At 71.1% G+C, this 18,708-nt stretch carries 22 protein-coding genes; 6 read left to right on the top strand and 16 right to left on the bottom strand.

What is annotated here, in order from left to right:
• Positions 1–91: 91 nt before the first annotated feature.
• Together ACGF7U_RS31520 and ACGF7U_RS31515 are read right to left on the bottom strand one after the other, a co-directional pair.
• Positions 92–622 (bottom strand): hypothetical protein, encoded by a 531-nt coding sequence (locus ACGF7U_RS31520; RefSeq protein ID WP_393112988.1) that lies wholly within the window; start codon positions 620–622, stop codon positions 92–94.
• A gap of 373 nt (positions 623–995) precedes the next feature.
• Complete coding sequence (locus ACGF7U_RS31515) at positions 996–1,406, bottom strand: GntR family transcriptional regulator (RefSeq protein WP_393112986.1); 411 nt, start codon at positions 1,404–1,406, stop codon at positions 996–998.
• A 170-nt stretch (positions 1,407–1,576) separates the two neighbouring features.
• On the opposite strand from ACGF7U_RS31515, the gene ACGF7U_RS31510 reads away from it, so the two are divergent.
• The 5 genes from ACGF7U_RS31510 to ACGF7U_RS31490 all read left to right on the top strand — a co-directional run bounded on the left by ACGF7U_RS31510 (position 1,577) and on the right by ACGF7U_RS31490 (position 4,195).
• A complete protein-coding gene (locus tag ACGF7U_RS31510; RefSeq protein WP_393112984.1) occupies positions 1,577–2,785 on the top strand; it encodes a helix-turn-helix transcriptional regulator in 1,209 nt (402 codons plus the stop codon).
• 147 nt (positions 2,786–2,932) lie between these two features.
• The gene (locus ACGF7U_RS31505) at positions 2,933–3,112 is read left to right on the top strand and encodes a hypothetical protein (protein ID WP_393112982.1); all 180 of its coding nucleotides are present in this window, start codon (positions 2,933–2,935) and stop codon (positions 3,110–3,112) included.
• Entirely contained in the window at positions 3,109–3,375 is a 267-nt protein-coding gene (locus tag ACGF7U_RS31500; RefSeq protein ID WP_393112980.1) for a hypothetical protein, read from the top strand. The genes ACGF7U_RS31505 and ACGF7U_RS31500 overlap by 4 nt, the downstream gene beginning before the upstream one ends.
• Positions 3,372–3,578: a hypothetical protein gene (locus tag ACGF7U_RS31495; protein WP_393112978.1), complete on the top strand. Its 207-nt coding sequence runs from the start codon at positions 3,372–3,374 to the stop codon at positions 3,576–3,578. The genes ACGF7U_RS31500 and ACGF7U_RS31495 overlap by 4 nt, the downstream gene beginning before the upstream one ends.
• A 98-nt stretch (positions 3,579–3,676) precedes the next feature.
• Positions 3,677–4,195 (top strand): hypothetical protein, encoded by a 519-nt coding sequence (locus ACGF7U_RS31490; RefSeq protein ID WP_393112976.1) that lies wholly within the window; start codon positions 3,677–3,679, stop codon positions 4,193–4,195.
• Between the two features lie 172 nt (positions 4,196–4,367).
• Here ACGF7U_RS31490 and ACGF7U_RS31485 read toward each other — a convergent pair whose 3' ends face one another.
• The 6 genes from ACGF7U_RS31485 to ACGF7U_RS31460 form a co-directional block, all read right to left on the bottom strand.
• Positions 4,368–4,961: a hypothetical protein gene (locus tag ACGF7U_RS31485; protein WP_393112974.1), complete on the bottom strand. Its 594-nt coding sequence runs from the start codon at positions 4,959–4,961 to the stop codon at positions 4,368–4,370.
• Positions 4,958–6,820 carry a DEAD/DEAH box helicase family protein gene (locus tag ACGF7U_RS31480; RefSeq protein ID WP_393112972.1) on the bottom strand — a complete coding sequence of 621 codons (1,863 nt, stop codon included), beginning with the start codon at positions 6,818–6,820 and terminating at the stop codon, positions 4,958–4,960. Before ACGF7U_RS31480 ends, ACGF7U_RS31485 begins: the two co-directional genes overlap by 4 nt.
• Positions 6,821–7,834: 1,014 nt before the next feature.
• A complete protein-coding gene (locus ACGF7U_RS31475; protein WP_393112970.1) occupies positions 7,835–8,185 on the bottom strand; it encodes a hypothetical protein in 351 nt (116 codons plus the stop codon).
• A gap of 64 nt (positions 8,186–8,249) precedes the next feature.
• The gene (locus ACGF7U_RS31470; RefSeq protein ID WP_393112968.1) at positions 8,250–8,798 is read right to left on the bottom strand and encodes a hypothetical protein; all 549 of its coding nucleotides are present in this window, start codon (positions 8,796–8,798) and stop codon (positions 8,250–8,252) included.
• Position 8,799: 1 nt separating this feature from the next.
• Positions 8,800–9,639 (bottom strand): hypothetical protein, encoded by an 840-nt coding sequence (locus tag ACGF7U_RS31465; protein WP_393112966.1) that lies wholly within the window; start codon positions 9,637–9,639, stop codon positions 8,800–8,802.
• 1 nt (position 9,640) lies between these two features.
• Positions 9,641–9,808, bottom strand: a complete 168-nt coding sequence (locus ACGF7U_RS31460; protein WP_393112964.1) for a hypothetical protein — start codon at positions 9,806–9,808, stop codon at positions 9,641–9,643.
• Between the two features lie 150 nt (positions 9,809–9,958).
• Here ACGF7U_RS31460 and ACGF7U_RS31455 point away from each other — a divergent pair, with 150 nt between their 5' ends.
• A complete protein-coding gene (locus ACGF7U_RS31455; RefSeq protein WP_393112962.1) occupies positions 9,959–10,462 on the top strand; it encodes a hypothetical protein in 504 nt (167 codons plus the stop codon).
• Here ACGF7U_RS31455 and ACGF7U_RS31450 read toward each other — a convergent pair.
• From ACGF7U_RS31450 to ACGF7U_RS31415, 8 genes are read right to left on the bottom strand one after another with little or no spacing between them, the layout of a single operon-like run.
• A complete protein-coding gene (locus tag ACGF7U_RS31450; RefSeq protein ID WP_393112960.1) occupies positions 10,459–11,214 on the bottom strand; it encodes a hypothetical protein in 756 nt (251 codons plus the stop codon). The two genes, ACGF7U_RS31455 and ACGF7U_RS31450, sit on opposite strands and share 4 nt — an antisense overlap.
• Positions 11,211–12,338, bottom strand: a complete 1,128-nt coding sequence (locus tag ACGF7U_RS31445; RefSeq protein WP_393112958.1) for a hypothetical protein — start codon at positions 12,336–12,338, stop codon at positions 11,211–11,213. Before ACGF7U_RS31445 ends, ACGF7U_RS31450 begins: the two co-directional genes overlap by 4 nt.
• A 2-nt stretch (positions 12,339–12,340) precedes the next feature.
• Positions 12,341–13,402, bottom strand: a complete 1,062-nt coding sequence (locus ACGF7U_RS31440; protein ID WP_393112956.1) for a hypothetical protein — start codon at positions 13,400–13,402, stop codon at positions 12,341–12,343.
• Between the two features lie 12 nt (positions 13,403–13,414).
• The gene (locus ACGF7U_RS31435) at positions 13,415–14,269 is read right to left on the bottom strand and encodes a hypothetical protein (protein ID WP_393112954.1); all 855 of its coding nucleotides are present in this window, start codon (positions 14,267–14,269) and stop codon (positions 13,415–13,417) included.
• Positions 14,269–17,244 (bottom strand): hypothetical protein, encoded by a 2,976-nt coding sequence (locus ACGF7U_RS31430; RefSeq protein ID WP_393112952.1) that lies wholly within the window; start codon positions 17,242–17,244, stop codon positions 14,269–14,271. Before ACGF7U_RS31430 ends, ACGF7U_RS31435 begins: the two co-directional genes overlap by 1 nt.
• A gap of 20 nt (positions 17,245–17,264) precedes the next feature.
• Positions 17,265–17,429, bottom strand: coding sequence for a hypothetical protein (locus ACGF7U_RS31425; RefSeq protein ID WP_393112950.1), 165 nt, complete (start codon positions 17,427–17,429; stop codon positions 17,265–17,267).
• A 47-nt stretch (positions 17,430–17,476) separates the two neighbouring features.
• Positions 17,477–18,148 carry a hypothetical protein gene (locus tag ACGF7U_RS31420; RefSeq protein ID WP_393112948.1) on the bottom strand — a complete coding sequence of 224 codons (672 nt, stop codon included), beginning with the start codon at positions 18,146–18,148 and terminating at the stop codon, positions 17,477–17,479.
• A gap of 5 nt (positions 18,149–18,153) precedes the next feature.
• A complete protein-coding gene (locus ACGF7U_RS31415) occupies positions 18,154–18,702 on the bottom strand; it encodes a hypothetical protein (RefSeq protein ID WP_393112946.1) in 549 nt (182 codons plus the stop codon).
• Between the last annotated feature and the right edge of the window lie 6 nt (positions 18,703–18,708).

Raw genomic sequence — 18,708 nt, 5'->3', positions numbered from 1 at the left:
AGTTCGAATCTCGTATCCTCCGCCAAGAGCATCCGACTGAAGATGCAGGTCAGGCCCCGGTTTCGACCGGGGCCTGATGATCTTTAGGGGACTAGCAGGGGAACACGCGCTGGCCGTCCGACCGGACCAGGCGCAGGCGCAGCGCTCGCCCACCATCCGCGAGGCGCTGACGCACGCCGGCCACATAGCCACGCGCCTCAGCCTTGCGCCTCACCTCCTCCAGCTCCACCTGGTGCTGCTCGATCAGCAGCTGCCGCTCGGCCTGAGCCTCCGCCATCGCCTCGGCCACGCCCTGGAGCCGCGCCCGCTCGATGTCGCGCTCGTGCCGCACGTCGGCCGCCTCCATGTCCCGCGCCATCATCTCGACCACCTCGCCGTAGTGGCGGAGTTCGCCCCGCAGCTCCCCCAGCTCCCGTCGGCGGGCGTCATCAGACGCGTGGCTGCGCCAGCCGAGCACGCCTGCGGCCGCCGTGGCAGACAGCAGCGCGGTGGCGATCGTGTGCTCATGGCCAGTCACCCACAGGACCCCGGCCGCGGTAACCGCGACGGCGGCAGTCAGGAGGTAGATCTGCCCCTCGGTGATGGAGCGTCCGATGGTCGGCAGCGACGACTTGTGGCACACGTGGGCTCCTCGGTTCGCAGCGGAGACTAAGCCCACGATGGAACACCAGTTCGACCGACCAGCGAAAGGCCCTGCGTGAGGCGGTCAAATGAGGTCAGCTGACCCGCTGTGATTCAGTGGCGGGTGGGAATCCCGCGTGCTATATGCGCCACCGTCTGTGAGGGGTAGGGCGCGAACCGGAGCCAATTGATCACCGAGCGTGCCGAGGCGGCGCAGGGTAGCAGCTACAGAGCGGAGTGGGCTGGATGGGGGATCTCGCCCATGCCGCCACATTTCACCTTCCTCGCGATTAACCGCGAACACCGCTCGTCCGGTCACAACAATGTCGGAGGGGTGGTGTAACGCCTGGGCGAATCGCGGCACGCGGAGCCGCCTACGGCTCCCGATGCACGTAGTCGTACTGGTCAGCCGGGTATGCGTCCTGCAGTCCATCGGGCCCGGTAACCACCAACATCGGCGTGCCATCGGGGATCCCAAACAATGCCCGCTCATCTGGCGTCGGCATCCGCGCGCTGACTCGCGTGCCAGGCTCTCCGGCGACCTCCTGCTTTGCGGGGTGCGGTCGCACCTGTGTGCCCCAGCCGTGCCGGACGAGGACCAACCCGTCCGCTCGCAGCGCGGCTACCGCTCGTCGCACCGTCGTCCGCCCGAGCCCGAATTCCTGGCCGAGGTGGGTCTCGCTGGGCAGCCGGGAGCCGGGCGGGTATGCGCCCCGGGCGATGCGGTCTCGGATCGCGTCGGCCAGCTGCCGCCACGCCGGAACACCCGACCCCGGATTGATCACGACCAGGACGCTAGGTCGTGGTCGAGGCACATCGACACGTAGGCACGTAGGCATGAGTTGGTCCGCGCACAGCCGTGCTAAGGCCATGGAACGAGGCGAGCATCCATCCGCTCTTGCCGATGAGGCGTACGGTCGGGGTACACGATGTACCCGACCCGGCGAGGTGTCTCATGGTCGACCAGCAGCCCACTCCCGGCCAGCGCGTCGAGCGGCTCCGCCGCGCCGCCGGCCTCTCCCGCGAGCAGCTCGCCGGCCTCGCCGGCCTGAGCCCGACGACCGTGAAGTTCGTGGAGAAGGGCCGACGGTCCCTGACCCTGACGGTCGCCCAGAAGGTAGCGCCGCACCTCGGCGTGCACGACCTCGGTGACCTCTTCGGCCCGACCGTCACCCTCACCCTCGACGGCCGGGCCAGCCACCCCGCCGTCGACGACGTCCGCAAGGCGCTGACCGCCTGGCATATCACGATCGGCGGCGAGCCGGAGCGGCCCGACTACCTGCGCGGTGCCGTCGACTCCGCCTGGCAGACCTGGCACACATCGCGGCATCAGCGCACCGAAGCCGGCACCATCCTGCCCGGCCTGCTCGACGCTACCCAACGCGCCGCCCGCCTCCACGCCGGCGACGACCGGCGGACCAGCCTCGCCCTACTCGCCCAGGCCTACCACCTCGCCCAGGCGTACCTGGCGTGGCACGGCGACCGGGAGCTGTGCTGGCTCACGGTCGACCGAGGCATGGCCGCCGCCCTCGACGCCGACGACCCGCTCGCCATCGCACAGTCCATCTGGTACGCCGCGCACCTGCTCCGCGCAGTCGGCCGCGGCGACGAGGCCCTCGAGCGCCTCCGCGAGGCGCGCGGACTGATTGAGCCGCGGGTCGCCGACGGCGGCGTCGAGTGGGCGGAGATGCTCGCCGACCTACACCTGTGCACCGCGCTGACCCGCGCCCGCACCGGCGACCAAGGCGCGTGGTCGGACTGGGACGCCGCCCGGCAGGTCGTCGAGCGGGCGCTCCCGGACGGCTACGTGGGGCTACGTACCCGCGTGTCCCGGCCGCTCGTTGACGTCTACGCGGTGATGTGCGCCGTCGACCTCGGCGACCCCGACGAGGCGCAGCGCCGCGCCCACGCCCTGGACCCCACGAGCATTCCGTCGACGGAGCGACGCGGCCGCCACTACGTCGAGCTGGCCCGCTCGGCCGACCTCGAGGGAGCGCGCGAGGCGACGCTGCACCTGCTGACGCGGGCGGAGGCGACGTCACCGGAGACGGTGCGCTACTCGCCGGCGGCGCAGGACATGGTCGGTCGGCTCGCCCGGGAGGCGCCGGCGTCGGTTCGTGCCGAGGCCGTCGACCTGGCGCGCCGGGTGCTCGGTACCGAGTAGGTACGCCCTGTCACCGGGTACACCGCGTACCCCTACCCCCCTTCGTGGCTGCTTAGCGTGATGTCACGGTGGCGGCGGGGAGTCGCGCGGCGTACGACGGGGCTGTTCGCCCTGCCGCCACCGCCGAGGCGAGGGAGGGTGAACCCCTTGAACCCCATCATCGGCGCGCTGCGCCGGCTCACGGGCCGGTCCGCCCCGCAGCCCCCGGCCCAGCCGAGCGCCGGCCAGCGCTTCCAGGAGCGCGAGCAGCGGGCCGCGAAGACCCGGCTACTGGATCTGGCCCGGCAACGGCAGTCCGAGTACCGCTATGAACGGCCGGCCCGGTGACCGCCCGGACCATGCCGGCCGCCGGCGACCGCGTATCGGTGCGGCCCGGTGAATGGCAGTCCAGCCCGGGAATCGTCGGGCAGACCTACCACGACATCCGCATCGTGCACATCCACCAGTCCCACGACGCCGTGTGGGCGTGGGTGTACGGCCATGGCATGGAGTGCGCTTGGCCGTCGGCCGACTGTGATCGGCCGTGGTGCTGGGAGCTGCTCGTCGCCGTCGAAGTTCTCGCGGCCACAGCGGCCGGTGACCGGACATGACCAGCATGTACGACGAGGCGAGCCCGTCCATGGTGGCGGCCATCGCCAGCACGATCATCGACCGCCACGACGGCGGCGGAACGTGCGCCGGATGCACGCCGGACGGCTGCGAGGCGCTCGGCTGGGCACGCACGGCCCTGGCCGAGCACCGCGCGGCCCGCGCCGCCCGGCTCGCCCGGCGGCCCCTGGCGACGGGAGTGTGACCCCGCGATGTGCCGGAGCCGAGCCCCGCCGGACCTCGCCGCTAGACTGACCCGGCCCGTGAGCTGCCACGATCCCCGACCGATCAAGGAGAGCAACCGTGCAGGTATCCCAGGCCCTGGACGTGATGGAGGCCCTCCTCCGCGTCGCCGAGCACCCGGACATCGTCGCCGTCGACCGGTACGGCACCGACGTCCAGCCGGGCGGCCAGTCCCCCGCCGGGGTCAAGGCGCTGCACCGGTCCGGGTCCGCCGCACTGCTGTGGGCTGCTGTGCCGCCGCGTGACGCCACGCCGGTGCCGCTGCCCAGCGAGCCGCTGCCACCTCGGTGGCGCGCCGCTCGCATCCTCGTGCTCGCCCACCAACTGCTCGACGTTGCCCGCCCCGACCAGTTCGCCAAGTGGGAGCTGTGCCGTCAGGCTGGCGTCGAGTCGCCGGTCGCCGCCGCGCTCCGGATCACTGCCGCCGACGGGTCGGTGGTGTACCTGCGCGCGACCTCGGCGTCCGGCTCGGCGGCCGAGCCCGAGACCGACCCCCACCCGGACTACCAAATCCCCCAAGGAGTCCGATCATGGCACCAGGCAGTCAGTGCTCCGTCTGCGGAGCGCGTGTTGGCGTAAAGCCCGGCAGTTCCTGCCCGCCGCATCAGGCGATGGGAAGCCGGGGCACCTGCCCCGGATCCGGCCGCCCCACGATGTGATAGCAAGCGGCCCCGCTCCCTGTTGGGTGCGGGGCCGCTTCGCGTCTGTCGCGGGGCTTCAACCTACTGCGGATGCACCCGGCCTCCGCCTCTCATTCGGGGGCAAGTTTGGCGGCTACTGCGGCAAGCAGCTCGGGGGGAAGCCGACGGCGGAGGGTGTCGGCGATGGAGTCGGCGCTGCTCACCTGCACGGTGAACCGGGGGGCGATGAATCCGGCCTTGACCATGGCGGCATGCGCCGATAGTTTGCCGGCCAGCACGTCGGCATGGAGGTCCGGAGCGTCCTTGCGGAGCCGGCGTAGCGCGTATTCCCGCGCCGTACCACGGCCGCCTGCCTGATCCTTGATAGTGATATTATCACTATCTGATCTTGATAGATGCGTTCCGACCGGGTTCTGAAGTGCGCGGTCCAGCAGGTCGACCGCCTCCAGGTCGTCCGCCACCACCCGCCGCAGCAGCTCAACCGTCGCCCCGAGGCCGGCCAGCGGCGGCGTCACGACAAAGTCCACGAACCGGTCGTGCCGGATGTGCTCGCCGCGCTGGGTGACGAACTCGCGCCAGGACTCCTCTGCCAGCACGCGCTTCACCAGGGCGGGAACTGTGCCGAGGGCGTGTTCGCCCTGTCGAAGCGCCGACCCCAGCGCTTCGACGACATTCCCGTTGCGCTTGAGGGCGTTGGTCGTCATAGTCCCAGCCACCGCGCCAGCTCGTCGCGGATCTCCTCCAACTGCTCGACGCTGGCGTGCTTGCGGGCCGGGTAGCCGCGCCGAAGCAGTTCGGTGTTGATCTCCCGCTTGTCCTTGCCGGTGCGGTAGGAGATCTTGCCGACGAGGCTGTCGATCTCGCCACGCAGCACGCGCTCGCGCCGGTGCCGCGGTTCCTCGATGCGAGGGTTGCCGGCAGCCGCGGCGACGCCCGCCGAGGCCGCCTCCTGCATGCGGTCGAGCAGCGGCACGAGGTTCATCGCGAACTGGGTGGGGATGCCGAGCTTTCGGCACTCCGCCTGTGCAGCTTCGACCTTCACGGCCTCGGCCTCCCGTCCGCCGAGGATCGCGCGGTCGAAGATCGCCTCCGACGCGGAGAGCGGCTCCCGGAAGTCGAGAACGCCTTGGCTGGCACCCTCGCCGGCATCGGCGCGGGCCTTCTCCTCCTTGGCCCGGTCAGCTTCAAGCTGGTGGCGCAGTTCCTGCTCGATCTCCCGGGCGTGGTTCATCAGCACGTTGACAGCCGGGATGAACAGGCGAGCATTGAACTCCTCGTCCGGCCGCACGCGGACGAAACGCCCGACGACCTGCCGGAAGAACAGCGGAGTACGGATCTTCGCGGCGTAGACGCCGACGGCCAGGCGGGGGATGTCGACGCCTTCTGACACCATGCGTACCGCGATGATCCATGGTTCGCTGGTGCCGCGGAACCGGTCGATCGCCGCTTTCGCCTCGGGATCGTCGGAGACGACGACCACCGGTCTACGACCGGTGATGTCCTCCAGGAGCTTCGCGTAGGCGTGAGCGTGCCACTTGCGGTCGGCCACGATCAGCCCGGCAGCGTCAGGGATGTCCTGACGTACCTCGTCGAGCGCCTCGGCGGCCTTCCGCAGAAGGACTGGCATCCACTCCTTCTCGGGGTGGTAGACCACGTCGAGGGCTGCGGAGACGTCCTCCTCGAGGAGGTCGGCGCCCAGGGCGGCGGTCTCCACCTTGCCGCAGTCGATCCAGCGGGCTTCGCCATCGTAGGCGTGAAACTCGATGCGACGGCATACACCGTCGGCGACCGCCTCGCCGTACTCGTAGGCGTAGTCGACCTGCACCGTGCCGTTCTCGTTGTAGGCGACGAACGGGATCGGGGAGTTGCTGTCTGCCCGCCACGGTGTGCCCGTAAGCGCCAAGCGGTGGACCGCGTGCTCGACAGCGTTCTTCAGCCCGTCGCCCCACGACCGATTGTCACCAGCGTGGTGTACCTCGTCCATGATGGCGAGGGTCGGGACGCGGGTGGCATGCCGCAGCATGTCGCTACCCACACCCCGGGCGATCTGCGCGTAGGTAACGACGCAGCCCTGGTAACCGGGCTTGGCATAGTCCGCCGTGTCGTTGACAGGCATCAGCGAGATTCCGGCAAGCCCTGCGGCGTCCGCCCACTGCTGGCGCAACGCGTCGGTGGGCACGACAACTGCCACTCTGCGGATGGTGCCCTCGCTGAGCAGCCGCTTGGCGAGCATCAGAGCGAACCGCGTCTTGCCGGCGCCGGGGGTAGCGCAGACGAGGAAGTCCTTCTTGTTGGCGGCGAAGAACTTGTTGGTGGCGCTTTCCTGCCACAGGCGGAGGTTGGACACGGGGGCGGCACCTTTCTGAAGGTTGCAGGTGGGGCAGAGCGCCTGCCCGTTGATGACGTCTGTCGCGCCGCCGCGTGAGTGCGGCGTGCGGTGATCGGCATGCCAGCCCGGCTCGAGCTCGGAGCCACAGTCCGTGCAGTGGCCGTCGGCGGCGAGGTAGAGGGCAGCTCGCTCGCTGCTGTTGAAGCGTCGTCGCGGGTCAGGGGTGGGCCTCATGCGGCTCCTCACGTCAGAACACGGAGGGAGGGCGGCTGGTTGCACGCGGGCAACCGCCAGCGGATCGCAATTCGCAGGTGATCATGTCGTTGGCATATAGACGCAGGTTGCGCTTTACCTGAAAGGGGTTCGCATACCTAACGGGCGTAGACCGTCCGAGATACCTTCCGGCGTCTATGCTCCAGATCACAGCAAGCACATGGGCGGCCGGCGCAGGCCGGCAGTAAGTCGTGGATTGTCAGGTTCCCCAGGTCACCGCAGGGCCACCTTCCTACGGCCCCAGCGACGGACAATCCGCAGCGCGACAGCGCCGCTACCAGCGGCTTCTTGTCAGAAAAGCGCTGGTGGCACTATCGTCGGCGGTGGACAGCACTGTTAGGAGCAGATGCCGTCCGAGTGTCGCTGAGGCGGTACTGAGTCGTGAAAGATGCTGGCGGGACTGGTTGCTGACGCGTCCAGTCCCGCCACTTTCGTTCTGGACGCCAGCGAAGTACGTCATTCCGGCCGGCATCGGCCGTTGCCGAGAAGCTACTCCGCACCACCCCACTCACGCAAGCTCCGATCGTGACACTGCGTGCGTACGGCACGGTTCAGCGCGTTTCGATACCGAACAGCACGCTGCGGCGATTTTCCTAGTGGACACGGATGTCCTGTGTTCGGCGCGTCGGCGTCCGGTGTGGACTCGGCCCGAGCTATCGCTACTTTCTGTAGTCGGCACGAGGGAAGCGCTGTGCCGTTACGCGATTGCTGGTGCATGGCCTGGCACCTGCTGGCAATTCATGGCAAACCATGTGGCGCTAGCGCTGTACGGTTCGCCGGCATCCTGACTACGGCGCGTCACTAGGTGACCGTGGTGGCCGGGCAAGCAACTAAGTCATCGCTGCCGGCGCTGGCCCTGCAACTGCGGCCCCTGGAGACGACGGAGCGCCCCCGTCCAGCCTTCGGGCCGGCGGGGGCGCTGCACGTTGGTCGGCGCCGGACCGGGACGTCACCGGTAGCACCGCGCCGTCGATCTTACCGGCTACCGCCGCGACGGGCCCCGTACAGGCTGTGCGCCGGCGCGGCCGCGATGCCGAGCACACCGAGGCCAGCGAGGGCCAGGTTGACCGCCTCGGCGAAGGTGATGCCGTCGGTGATGAGGGTGACGGCGAGGTTCAGCACGGCCAGCAGCATGGCGATGCCGGTCTTGACCCACGGCCACTGGGGAACGATCGGGACGAGCCACACGCCGCCGGCGGTGGTGACGGCGATGGCGATCTGCACGCCTTCCGGGGCGGTGAGCCGGTTGTCGGTGAGCGCCGCGGCGAGCGCGGTCAGCAGCGCGATGGCCAGCGCGGCCCACGCCTTGCCGTAGGTACGGAGCACGGTCGATCCTCCTCGGATCAGGTGGGGATAGGGGAAGGCCAGGCCCGCTCGTGGGCCTGGCCGATCAGCTGACAGCCGACTGTGCGGGGGCCTGCTGCAGACCAGCGAGCTGTGTCTTGAGGTCGCCAATCTGGCTGGTCAACGCCGTGATCGTGGCTTCCTTGCCGGCGAGTTGGATGCGGAGTTGGTCGCGTTCGGCCTGCACGGCGCGCAGCTCGGCGGACAGGTGCTGCTCGGTGAGCTCCAGCTGCGCGATGCGCGACTCGAGCTCGACGACGCGCCGACGCAGCCGCTCGGCCTCGGCCGACGTTCGAGCCAGGGACTGTCGGGCATCCCGCAACGCCGTCAGGGTGCCGTTCAGGTCAGACTTGACGCTCTGCAGCTCCGTGCGGAGGTCAGTGGTCAGCTCCTGGTAGATGTCCTGGCGGATCCGGTCACCCTCCGCCTGTAGCTGGACCGCCGCGGCCTCGGCCTGCTTGGTCTGCGCTGCGGCGAGGCGCTGCTGGGCGGCCCGGGTCTGCCGGCCGAGGACGTGCGCGACCACCGTGCCGGTGAGTCCGGCGCCGATCACCCCCGCGGCGCTGACCAGCGCGACGACGACGCCGGTCTCCACGTCAGAACTTGCCGCTGTTCAGCCGGCGCTGGACAGCCCGGACCACCGCCGACACCGGTTCCGACATGATGCCGTCCTGCTCGGTGTCGAGGTATCGCTGCAGGGCCCGCACGGTCTTGTACGTGCGGCCGTCCTGGCGGATGCCCTCGCCGTCGACCACCAGGCCAGCGCGGATCTGGGCGTTGAGGTGCCGCTGGACGGCCTTGACCAGCGCGCTGGGCTCGGTGATCCGCCCGTCGACGGGGGTGCCCATGATCTGCTGCCAGCGGGTGATGGTCCTGGTGCCGAGCCGGCCGTCGACGACGAGCTGCGCCGGCTTCGTTGCCGGCGGCTTGGGCGTGGCCGGCTGGCCGGTGCGGTACCGCTCGTAGTCGGCCAGGATCGAGCTGTCGCTGTGCTCGGACCCCGGGATGAACGAGATGTGCAGGTGGTCGTCCGAGCTGTAGACCGCCGTGGACCAACCCCGCTTACGGTTGTAGTGCCGGTGCAGGATGTTCCAGTACTTGACGTGCGGGTACTTGCCGGCACGCAGCTGCTTGGCGAACCACCGCTCGAATCTGGCCGGGTCCGGCACCCTGCCGTCGATGGCGTACACCCAGCCGGCCTTGGGGCTGACCGTCTTGCCGTTCACGATGGTGGAGTGCGTCGAGCGCGACGTGTGGTCACCGGCGTTCTTGAGGTTCCAGTGCCGCCGGTCGCCGACCACGCCGAGGCACACGTAGCCGTCCCGGCTGTTGGCGGTGTAGTGGGCGTACTCGTCCACCACCGGACCCACTGGCCGCCAGGTGGCGTTGCGCCCGTGGTACGGGTCGTACACGGTGCCGCCCTTGATCTCTCCCATGTCAGCCGATCTCCTCGTCCTCGTCGTCGGCCGCCGGGTCGTACGGCAGCTCCACCGGCTGGCGGTCCTCCAGCTCGGCCAGGTCCTGGCCGACGTTGTGGTCGTGGTCGTCGGGGATGGCCGGCATGTCGGCCGCGGCCGCCGCCAGCTCGTCGTCGGTCTTCGGCATGCGTCCTCCTTGTGCAGGGTGGAGCGCCCCGGCGGGTGCCAGGGACGCAAGTCAGGGCATGGAAAAGCCGCCCGGGTGGCCGGGCGGCTGGGTGAGCGTCACGCGGATCGGGGCGGCGGGAACTCGCATCGACAGGACACACTGGACGTCATGACGGACACGACGAGGGGCCGCCGGGCAGCGGTGGGGATGGCCGCGCTCGCTGCGGCCGGGGTGATCGGCGGGGTGACCGCTGTGTCGCTGGTCGGCCAGCAGCAGCGGCCGGCCGAGCAGGTGCGTACCGTTTCCAAGGAGGCGACTACCGCGCCGACGGCAGGCACGCCGGCGACGGCGGAGCAGACACCAGCTGGTCCCGCCGTAGTGCCGTCGGCCAGCTCGCCGGCGACGAGCACCACAGCGGGTGCGGTGAGCGGCCGAACGACGACAAGGAGCGCGACCACAGTGACCGAGCCGACCGCGACCGAGCCGGCCCCGGCCGAGCCGGAGCCGACCCCCACCGAGCCGAGCCCGACGCCGGAGCCGCCGGCCCCGCCGGCCAACACCGGCGGCGACGGCCCGCCCGTGGCCGAGGAGCCGCCGCCGCCGTTCCCGTCGATGAGCTGCCTACCGTATGAGACCGGCCCGCGTTGCGACCCGGCCGCGTCGACCGGCTAGGACTGCTGTGTCCACGAGGCGGTGACCGTCGCCCGCACCGCGCCCGTCCCGGCGGTACGCCGGCCGTCGACGCTGAGGCCCATGATCTCGCCGAAGGCGGCGGCCGGCAGGGCGACCGGGCCGATATCCGTGTAGCCGACGGCAAACCCGACCGCGACCGTGGGGCCGAGCTGGACGCCGTTGCACATCAGCCGCAGCTCGCCGCTCGCCCCCGAGGTGTCCATCGTGTGCCGGAGCCGAACGAACAGTCTGGGTTGCTGACGCGGCACCGCCGTCTCCAGCACCATCGCGAACGTCGTCGACGTCGTGCCGGGCCACTGAGTCCAGTCCGAGCCCGCCCAGGTGACCGGCAGCCACGGCCGCGCGAGGCCCTGACCGCTCACCTCGTCGCTACTGAAGATGATGTTGCCCTCGCGGTCCCAGATCGCCATGATGCCGTGGTACAGGCTCATGGCGACGTAGCCGCCCTCTTCCTCCGTCCGGTACACCACCATGCCCGGCACCGTCGAGCCGTCCGACAGCCCGACTCGCCCGAGCACGATGAGTTCCCTGCCGGTGTGGTCGAGCACCGTCACCTTGCCGTCGTCTTTGACGGTGACGCCGCCGGTGCCGGCCACGGTCAGCCCGCCGGAGCCGATCGTCGCCTTTTCCAACCTGCGGCCGGCTTGCAGCTCGCGGACCTGCCGCTCCAGGTCGGTGATCCGCCGGACGAGCCAGTCGTTACCGGGCGGACGCTGGTCGGACGGGATCACTGGATCACCTCCTGGCCGGCAGCCAGCAGGATCGGCGAGACGGTGCCGGCGCGAGCGTCAAGATCCCAGCCGATGGACCGCGCGACGCCGGTCAGCCCGGACGGGTGCCGGTGCCCGGTCAGCTCGTAACCGATGTCGTCGCCGGTCGTCCAGTCCGAGCCGAGCACCGGGTAGGCGTCCGCGCGGGCGGTGATCGTCAGCACGCGAGCACCCCGCGCCATCAACGCGATCGCCTGCCGGGCGTGCGCGTCGAGGGTGGCCACGCGACTGATGGACGACGACGGGCTGTACCGGTGCTCCCATCGGGGCCAGCCGGCCGCCATCAGCGACTCGTCGCGGGCTGGCCACGACTGCGGCCGTGACTCGCCTTCGCCCGAGCTGGTGGCCACGATGTGGTTGGCGCCGCTGCCGCTGGCGTAGTCCTCGGTGTATTCGTAGCGCGCCTCCGACGCCCCCGCCGACGACACCACCGCCGAGGCGTCGCCGGTGGTGAACACGGCGTTAGGCGCGGCGGCGGCGTGCCCGATCCGCTTGCGCACCCGCAGCGTCTTGGCGACGGCCGTCTCCGTGACGTCCGACCAGTCGACGCCGATGGACCACTCCGGGCCGTCGATCACGCCCATCAGCTCACGCAGCGCGCTGTAGACGGTTTTGTCGTCCTGATCGAAGTAGGTCCGGTCGCGGAGGGTGCCCGTGTCGGGGGCGTCGATCACGAGGTCGATGCCCTCGATGTTGGCGTCGTCCGCGAGGCTCGCGGCGATGAGCGCCTCGTCCGCCTGGACGAACTCGTGATCCCGCACGTACCGACGGTCGAGATAGCCCTCCAGCGATACGCACGCGAGCTGCACCGTGGCAGCGGTGCCGCCCTTGCGGGTGAGGACGATCCCGCCCCACACCGGCCGGCCGGCCAGCACGGCGACGATCATCGACCGGCCCGGCTCGGTCGCCGCCTCCCAGTTCTTCGGCGGCCGGCCGTGCCCGCCACCGATCGGCAGCGCAACCGACGTCGACGTGTACGCGCCGAGCAGGTGGCCGATCGTGCCGCCTGGAATCAGGTCGGGCAGCTCTTCCACGATCCGGCCGGTGACGAGGTCGCAGCCCAGCCAGGTCACGACGGTGCTCACGGTCAGCTCGCCGACTGGTAGGTGCCGGCCAGGTACAGCTCGTCCCCGGACGCCCACACGAACGGGAACGTTGCCTCGGCGGTGCCGAGCGCGCCGGCGGCGCTGCGGGTGCTCACCCGCAGGATGCCCGCGGACCCGGACACGGACATCAGCGCCACGGACGGGTACTGGTTGACGGGGTTGGAGTCGTAGCAGTGCCCATACAGCGCCACGTTGGACATCGCGCGGTCGATCGTCCCTGGCAGACCGCCGAACACCCACCGGCCCGTGCCTGGGGTCGTGGTCGATCCGAAGAACAGCTTCATCACGAAATGCACCGTCCGGCCGATCTTCTTGTACCGGCCGGCGAGGACACCGTTGCCCAGCACCGGGGGGGTGTTCGCCGTCCAGGTCGGGTTGAAGCTCGTCCAGTCTCGGAACACGTCGGGATCTGCGGCTACCTCCCACGCCGAGCCGGTGTCTCGCTCCAGTCGGGTGTTGTCGAGCCGGTCGCGGTAGCGACCCGCCACTCCTGGGGCCAGCGTCGCGTCGAACAGCACCGGCAGGATCCCGCCGGGGCCAACCGTGTACGGCCGCCGGTCGGTGACCACCGGAGCGCCGGCACCCAACCTGGGCACGTCGATGCTGGCCAGCCGGATCGAGCCCGCCGGCAGCCCCGGCTCCGCCGGAGTCGGCGACGCCCCGCCCGCCAGGTACTCCGTGCGGGCCAGCCGCAGCCCCGACGAGTCCTCGTCGTGGTCGTACACCCGAGCGATCACGATGTCCTTGCGCGGGTTGGTGGCGTCGGCCGCCACCAGGGCGTGAGTCTCGGCGGCCGGGATCGCCACCCAGTACGGACCTTGCGGCGTGGACAGGCCCGGGTCGATGCAGCACACCCCCGGCTGCACGGTGATCGTCGACCCCGCCAGCGACACCTGGAGCTGGTTGCCGCCGTGGCGCACACCGCTGCGCGCCCCCATGTTCCGGCCGTCCCACATCAGCGCCAGCGCCATCGCCTGACGCAGCTCGTTCGCTGAGTACGCGGGCGCGCCCGCGTCAGCGTTGATCCACAACGGTTCAGGCATCGTCGTCTCCCATCAGTGCCACGCATCCCGCCAGGTCACCGACGCCCTGGCGTCGGTGTTGTAGAGCGCGGCGTTGAAAGCCACCTCGTGAATGCCGGACGGCAGCACCGGCCAGCCGGCGCCCTCGGCCGTCGTCAGGCCCCGCCGCGAGGCCGTGCCGTTGGCATAGACCGTGCGGGCGGCCGTGTCGACGTCGAGCCACTGCCCGGCCTCCAGCGTCAGCCACACCCGCACGATGGCCGTGCCGGCCGGAGTCAGCAGGCTCACTCGCGGCTCGACCACCGGCCCGTCGATCCGCAGCCGCAGGCCGGTCGGCTTGGTGCCAGCGTTGGCGATCAGTGCCCGGCCGGAGGTCACCGTCGCCGGCACCGTCGCCGGCAGCGTCATCGGCACCGTCAGCCCACCGACGGTCGACGGCAGCTCCAGCGTCACCGTTTGCTCCACGCCGGAGTACACGGTCGGGTCGGTCGCCACGAACGCCGCCTGCACGTAGACGTGCCCGTCGACGTGCCGGGACTCCGGGTCCACCAGGCGGGGACGGCCCCGCATCAGGTACTCCGTGCCGCCCATCACGAACCGCAGGTCCACATCGACGCTGCTCGGGGCGAAAGCGGCCAGCAGGTGGGACATGAGCTGGACGTAGTCGGCCGCGCCGGCGGCCATCACGACCAGGCGCATCGGGACCGTGACCTGCTCGGCCCACTCGGCGCCAGACCACGATCCGTCCGACCACGCCCGCGCCCCGCCCTGATCGGCACGGACCTCCCGTTTGAACGGGTTGAAGTGCGACCCCTTGACGAACCGGTACGGCGTTCCCGGCCCGATGACGAGGTCACGCAGCTGCACCTGCCCCTCGGCCAGTGCCATCAAGAAACTCCGAACATGGCGAGCTCCTCCTGCACCTGGCGCAGCGAGAACCGGTCGGTGAACGCCTTCACGATCAACTGCTCCACGGTGATGCCGCGGCCGCCGCCGGCGTCGCGCACGGCGGCGGCGATCATGTCGGCGAGCACGGACAGCGGCGCGACCGCCTCGTCCTCGCCGCCCTCGGCGATGTTGGCGAGGATGCCGCCCGGGCGGGCCCGCGCCACGCCACCGTCGGCCAGGCGCGGGATGTCCGGGATGATGTCGTCGACGTGGAAGCCCATCCCGCCGATGCCGGGTACCCAGTCGGGCACCCGGATGTTGATCCAGAAGTCCAGCCGGTTCCAGGCGTCGATCAGTTTGTTGATGCCGCCCTTGGCTGTCGCGACGATCCCGTCGAACATGCCCCGCGCGGCGGACGTGATCTTGCCCGGCAGGCCCTTGACGAAGCTCACGATGGACGTGAACCGGTCGACGACGAAGTCCTTGGCGGATCCGACCCAGCCACGCACCTTTTCGAAGATCAACTTCCAGCCGTTGAAGCTGTTCTGGACCTGCTGCCACAGCCACTTCGCCACCGAGACGACCGCGTTGAAGGTCGGCTTTGTGACGTTTTGGTACCACCAGGTGATGATCGAGGCGACCCACTTGACGGCGACGACGATGCCGTCGAACGCCGGCTTCAGCGCCTTCTCCCACATCCACTTGCCGGCGTCGGCGACGGCCCGCAGCGCCGCCTGGACGATGTTGCGGAACGTCTCCGAGTTCTTGTAGGCGAGCACCACCGCGGCGACCAGGGCGACGATGGCGATGATGATCAACCCGAGCGGGTTGGCGGCCAGGGCGGCGTTGAGGATCCACTGCCCGGCCGCCCATGCCTTGGTGGCGACGTTCGCGGCGATCGCGGCCGTGCGGCTGGCGACCGTCGCGGTAACGTTGCGCAGCTTGGCCAGGATGCCGCCGTTGGTCGCGGCGGTCTCGGCCACCGCAGCGCCGGTCGCTGCCCGCGTCGCCGCGGTGTTCGCCGTCAGCGCCGCGGTGTGCGCGGTGAGCGCGGAGCGCAGCCCGAACGTGGCGGTGGCTTCGGCCGCGCGGATCGGCAGGCTGGCCACCGCGGCGATGTTCGCGCCGGTCTGGGCGACCCGGGACGCGGCCCAGAGACCGATCAGGACCGGGAGCGCGTCGACGAGCAGATCGACGTTGTCGGCGAGGAACCCGATGATCGGGCCGGTCAGTGAGAACGCGTCGTGGACCGCCCCGCCCTCCCGGGCGGCCTCGGCGAGCACCGGGCCGAGCCGGGCGGCGTTGTCCACCAGGGTCGGCAGGGACTCGATCAGCGAGTTACCGACGTCCCGGATCGTGGTGAGCACGGTCGAGATCCGCTCCTGCCCCTCGGCGGAGTTGAGGAACTCGCGCAGCCGGCGGGTGCCGGACTCCAGGCCGGCGAGCATGTCCCCGCCCGCCTCAGCGCCGCCGCCGCGAAGGATCGCCCCGACGATGCCGACCACGTTGGCGCCGATCGCGCCGAGCTGCCGCAGCACCTCCAGGCCGCCACGCAGCCACTGCTCCAGCTGCCCTGACTCCCGGGCCGCGGCCACCCACCGCTCGAATCGCTCGGCGAGGTTGAGCACGCCGCCGCCGAGGTCAGGCAGCACGGTGGAGCCGACCGCCCCGATGCTGATCAGCGCCGAGACGATCGGCGCGACCGCCTGGGCCAGCCGGTCCCCGGCGACCGCGGCGTTGCCGAGGGTCGTGTCGACGTCCCGCACCGCCTGGCGCGACTGGACGACGCCCAGGGACTCGCGGATCGCCCGGTTCCACGCGTCGCCGAACTGGCCGAGCCGCGTGGTGGCCACCGGCAGATACGTGCGCGAGAGGGCGTCGACCTGCCCGGCGACGCCGGCCCACACCCGCTGCTGCACCTGGCGCTGCACGTCCTGCCACGCCGGCGCGATCCGGCGCAGCGTGTCGACGAGGGACCGGGCGGAGGGGGCGAGCTTCGCGTACGCCTCCTGTTGCTTAGAGATCGCGCCGGCGGCCCGGGTGGAGGCCTCCTGCTCGGCGTCGGCGGCGTCCTTCTTGGCCTGCTCCACGCCGCGGGCCGCGTCGGCCTGCCGCTGCAGCGCGTCCTGCACCTGGCGGCTGCCCTCCACCCCGACCCGCGCGGCCTCGGCCTGCTCGGCGGCCAGCTCGGCGTGCCGGGCCGTGGCCTCGCGGGCCGCGTGCTGCTGCTCCCGCAGCGCCAGCTCGGCCTCGCGGACCCGGTCGGCGGCGCCCTCCTCGCCCTTGGCGGCCGCGGCCCGCGCTGCGGCGAGTTCCTCTTCCGCCTCGGTGACGTTGAGCTTGGCCCGCTCTTCGGCCAGCGCGGCGCCCTCGACGTCCATGGCGAGGGCGGCGATCCGCTCGGCCTCCTCGCGGCGGGCGTCGTTGAGGTCACGGGTGGCGCGGGTCAGGTCCCGCTGGGCGTCGGCGATGCGCCGCTGCCCCGCCTCGTAGGCGCGCATCGCCGCCCGCGCCGCGGCCGCGCCACCGCCGCCGCTGCCGCCGGCGGAGTCGCTCAGCGCGTCGGTCAGGTGCGCGGTGGCCATGGCGAGGACCCCGACGGACACGGCGGCGGCCGCCATCGCCGCCGGCAGCGCCAGGACCGACCCCCCGGCCCGGGACACCGCGGCCGCCAGCGCGAGGGCCTGCGCCCCCGCGTATGCCAGCCCGCCACCGAACGCCACCACCCCGCCGACCGCGAACGCGGCCTGCAGGACGGTGCGAACCCGGTTGGCGCCGCGCTCGACGCCGCCGGCGAAGTTCCGGCCGGCCCGCTCACCCGAGCGGGTCGCGACCGACTCCAGCCGGGACAGCACCCCCTCCAGCCGGGACACCACCCGCTGCAGCGACGAGGTCAGCTCCCGCTCGGTCTGGCCGCCGAACTTGGTGGTGTCCGGGCGGACCCGGATCAGCCCCTCCCCGATGACTCTGGCCACCCCGGATCACCCCCCTTCGGTTACTGGATGGCGGCCGCGAACGCGGCCACCTCGGCCCGACGTCGCTCAGCCCTCGACGTCGCCGCATCCCCGGCATCGCTGGTGTCGCCGGTGGGTTCGGCGAGCGCCTCGCCGAGCGGGTCATGCTGTCCGCCCAGCGCGGACAGCAGCTGGCCCCGGGCCATCCACTCGTCGCACAGGCCGTGCAGCAGCGGCAGCGCCTCCTGAGGCGTCAGCCGAAGGAGGTCACGCCCCGGGTCTGGTTGGCGTGCCAGTCCGCGAACTCCTGCGGGCTCATCGCCGCGAAGTCCGGCGGCGCCGGCGTCGGCTGTAGCACCACCCCCCGCTGCGGCCCAGACAGCGAGACGACCTTCGACGTAGCCCCAGTGCTCGACGGCCCACTCGCAGATGGAGAGGGCCGTGACGTAGGGCGGTCGGTGAGGTCCTCCACGATCCCTTCCATGACGTCGTTGAGGACGTCCTGGTCGATCGCGTTGTCGCGCACGTAGGTGCGGAACCGCTCGTACTCGTCGACGCCGAGCGCGCCGGCGTAGAAGTCCGCCAGCGCGCTGACGGCGGCCGGGTCGACGGTCTTGACGCGGCGTTTGGTGAGCTTGAGCAGCTCGCACAGGTCGAGCAGCTGCATCTCACCCATCACCCGGAACTGCTCCCCGTCCAACACGAAGGACGGGAAGACGTCGAGCAGCTGGTCGACCAGCTGCGCCCGAGCGGCGCGCTGGTCCTCGTCGACGTCGGCCGGCAGCGGCTGCGCCTCCAGCTGCGCCAGGGCCTGGCGGGCCCGCACGGTGCTGGTGCCCACCCACGCCAGCAGACCGGTCGGGTCGTCGACGGCCGGGGCGGCGGCCGCGGCGCGGCGGGCGGCTGAGGTGTACTCCCTACTCATCGGCGTCACGCCCGCGCCGGCGCGGCGAGGATCGACTTGAACGGCAGGGTGCCCGCGTCGGGCTTGGCGAGGATGAACTCGGTGCCGAGCTGGACCGCCTCGCTGCCCTTCTTGCGGTCCAGCTCGACGTTGCCGCCCTGCAGGCACTCGCGGAACACCCACCGCTCGGTGCCGTCCTCGGACTCGAAGCCGAGCATCACCCGCACCTCCTCGCCGGGGGCGTGCGGCTCGAACGTCACGATTCCGGTGCCGGTGGTGATGGTGCCGCCGTTCATCGCGGTCTTGAGGTTGCTCGCGGTCAGCTGCAGCAGCGCAAACGCGACCTTGAGGTTGCGGCCGTTGATCGCCACGTGGATCGGGTCGATCTCCTCAGCGGGCACCACCGTCCCGGTCTCGATCTCGTAGCTGAACTTCGAGCCCTCGACGGTGTAGCCCATGTCCGAGAACGCCGGATCCCACGGCGAGGTCAGGTCGGTCGGCTCCGGCGACCCGAGCGGGCCGAGCTTGAGCAGGCCCGGCCCCAGGGCGAGCTGGCCCTTGTGTCGTTGCGGCATGAACGC

This window comes from Micromonospora sp. NPDC047670, from assembly GCF_043204915.1.
GTDB lineage: Bacteria > Actinomycetota > Actinomycetes > Mycobacteriales > Micromonosporaceae > Micromonospora.
Note: the sequence above shows the minus strand (reverse complement) of the source record. Positions and strands in the feature narration are given on the sequence as shown.

Coding starts and splice junctions, on each gene's coding strand:
- ACGF7U_RS31460 (WP_393112964.1), bottom strand. CDS start 9,808: ATGCCGAAGACCGACGACGAGCTGGCGGCGGCCGCGGCCGACATGCCG.
- ACGF7U_RS31510 (WP_393112984.1), top strand. CDS start 1,577: ATGGTCGACCAGCAGCCCACTCCCGGCCAGCGCGTCGAGCGGCTCCGC.
- ACGF7U_RS31455 (WP_393112962.1), top strand. CDS start 9,959: ATGACGGACACGACGAGGGGCCGCCGGGCAGCGGTGGGGATGGCCGCG.
- ACGF7U_RS31435 (WP_393112954.1), bottom strand. CDS start 14,269: ATGGCACTGGCCGAGGGGCAGGTGCAGCTGCGTGACCTCGTCATCGGG.
- ACGF7U_RS31485 (WP_393112974.1), bottom strand. CDS start 4,961: ATGACGACCAACGCCCTCAAGCGCAACGGGAATGTCGTCGAAGCGCTG.
- ACGF7U_RS31425 (WP_393112950.1), bottom strand. CDS start 17,429: ATGGCCCGGGGCCAGCTGCTGTCCGCGCTGGGCGGACAGCATGACCCG.
- ACGF7U_RS31440 (WP_393112956.1), bottom strand. CDS start 13,402: ATGCCTGAACCGTTGTGGATCAACGCTGACGCGGGCGCGCCCGCGTAC.
- ACGF7U_RS31465 (WP_393112966.1), bottom strand. CDS start 9,639: ATGGGAGAGATCAAGGGCGGCACCGTGTACGACCCGTACCACGGGCGC.
- ACGF7U_RS31415 (WP_393112946.1), bottom strand. CDS start 18,702: ATGCCGCAACGACACAAGGGCCAGCTCGCCCTGGGGCCGGGCCTGCTC.
- ACGF7U_RS31420 (WP_393112948.1), bottom strand. CDS start 18,148: ATGAGTAGGGAGTACACCTCAGCCGCCCGCCGCGCCGCGGCCGCCGCC.
- ACGF7U_RS31495 (WP_393112978.1), top strand. CDS start 3,372: ATGACCAGCATGTACGACGAGGCGAGCCCGTCCATGGTGGCGGCCATC.
- ACGF7U_RS31480 (WP_393112972.1), bottom strand. CDS start 6,820: ATGAGGCCCACCCCTGACCCGCGACGACGCTTCAACAGCAGCGAGCGA.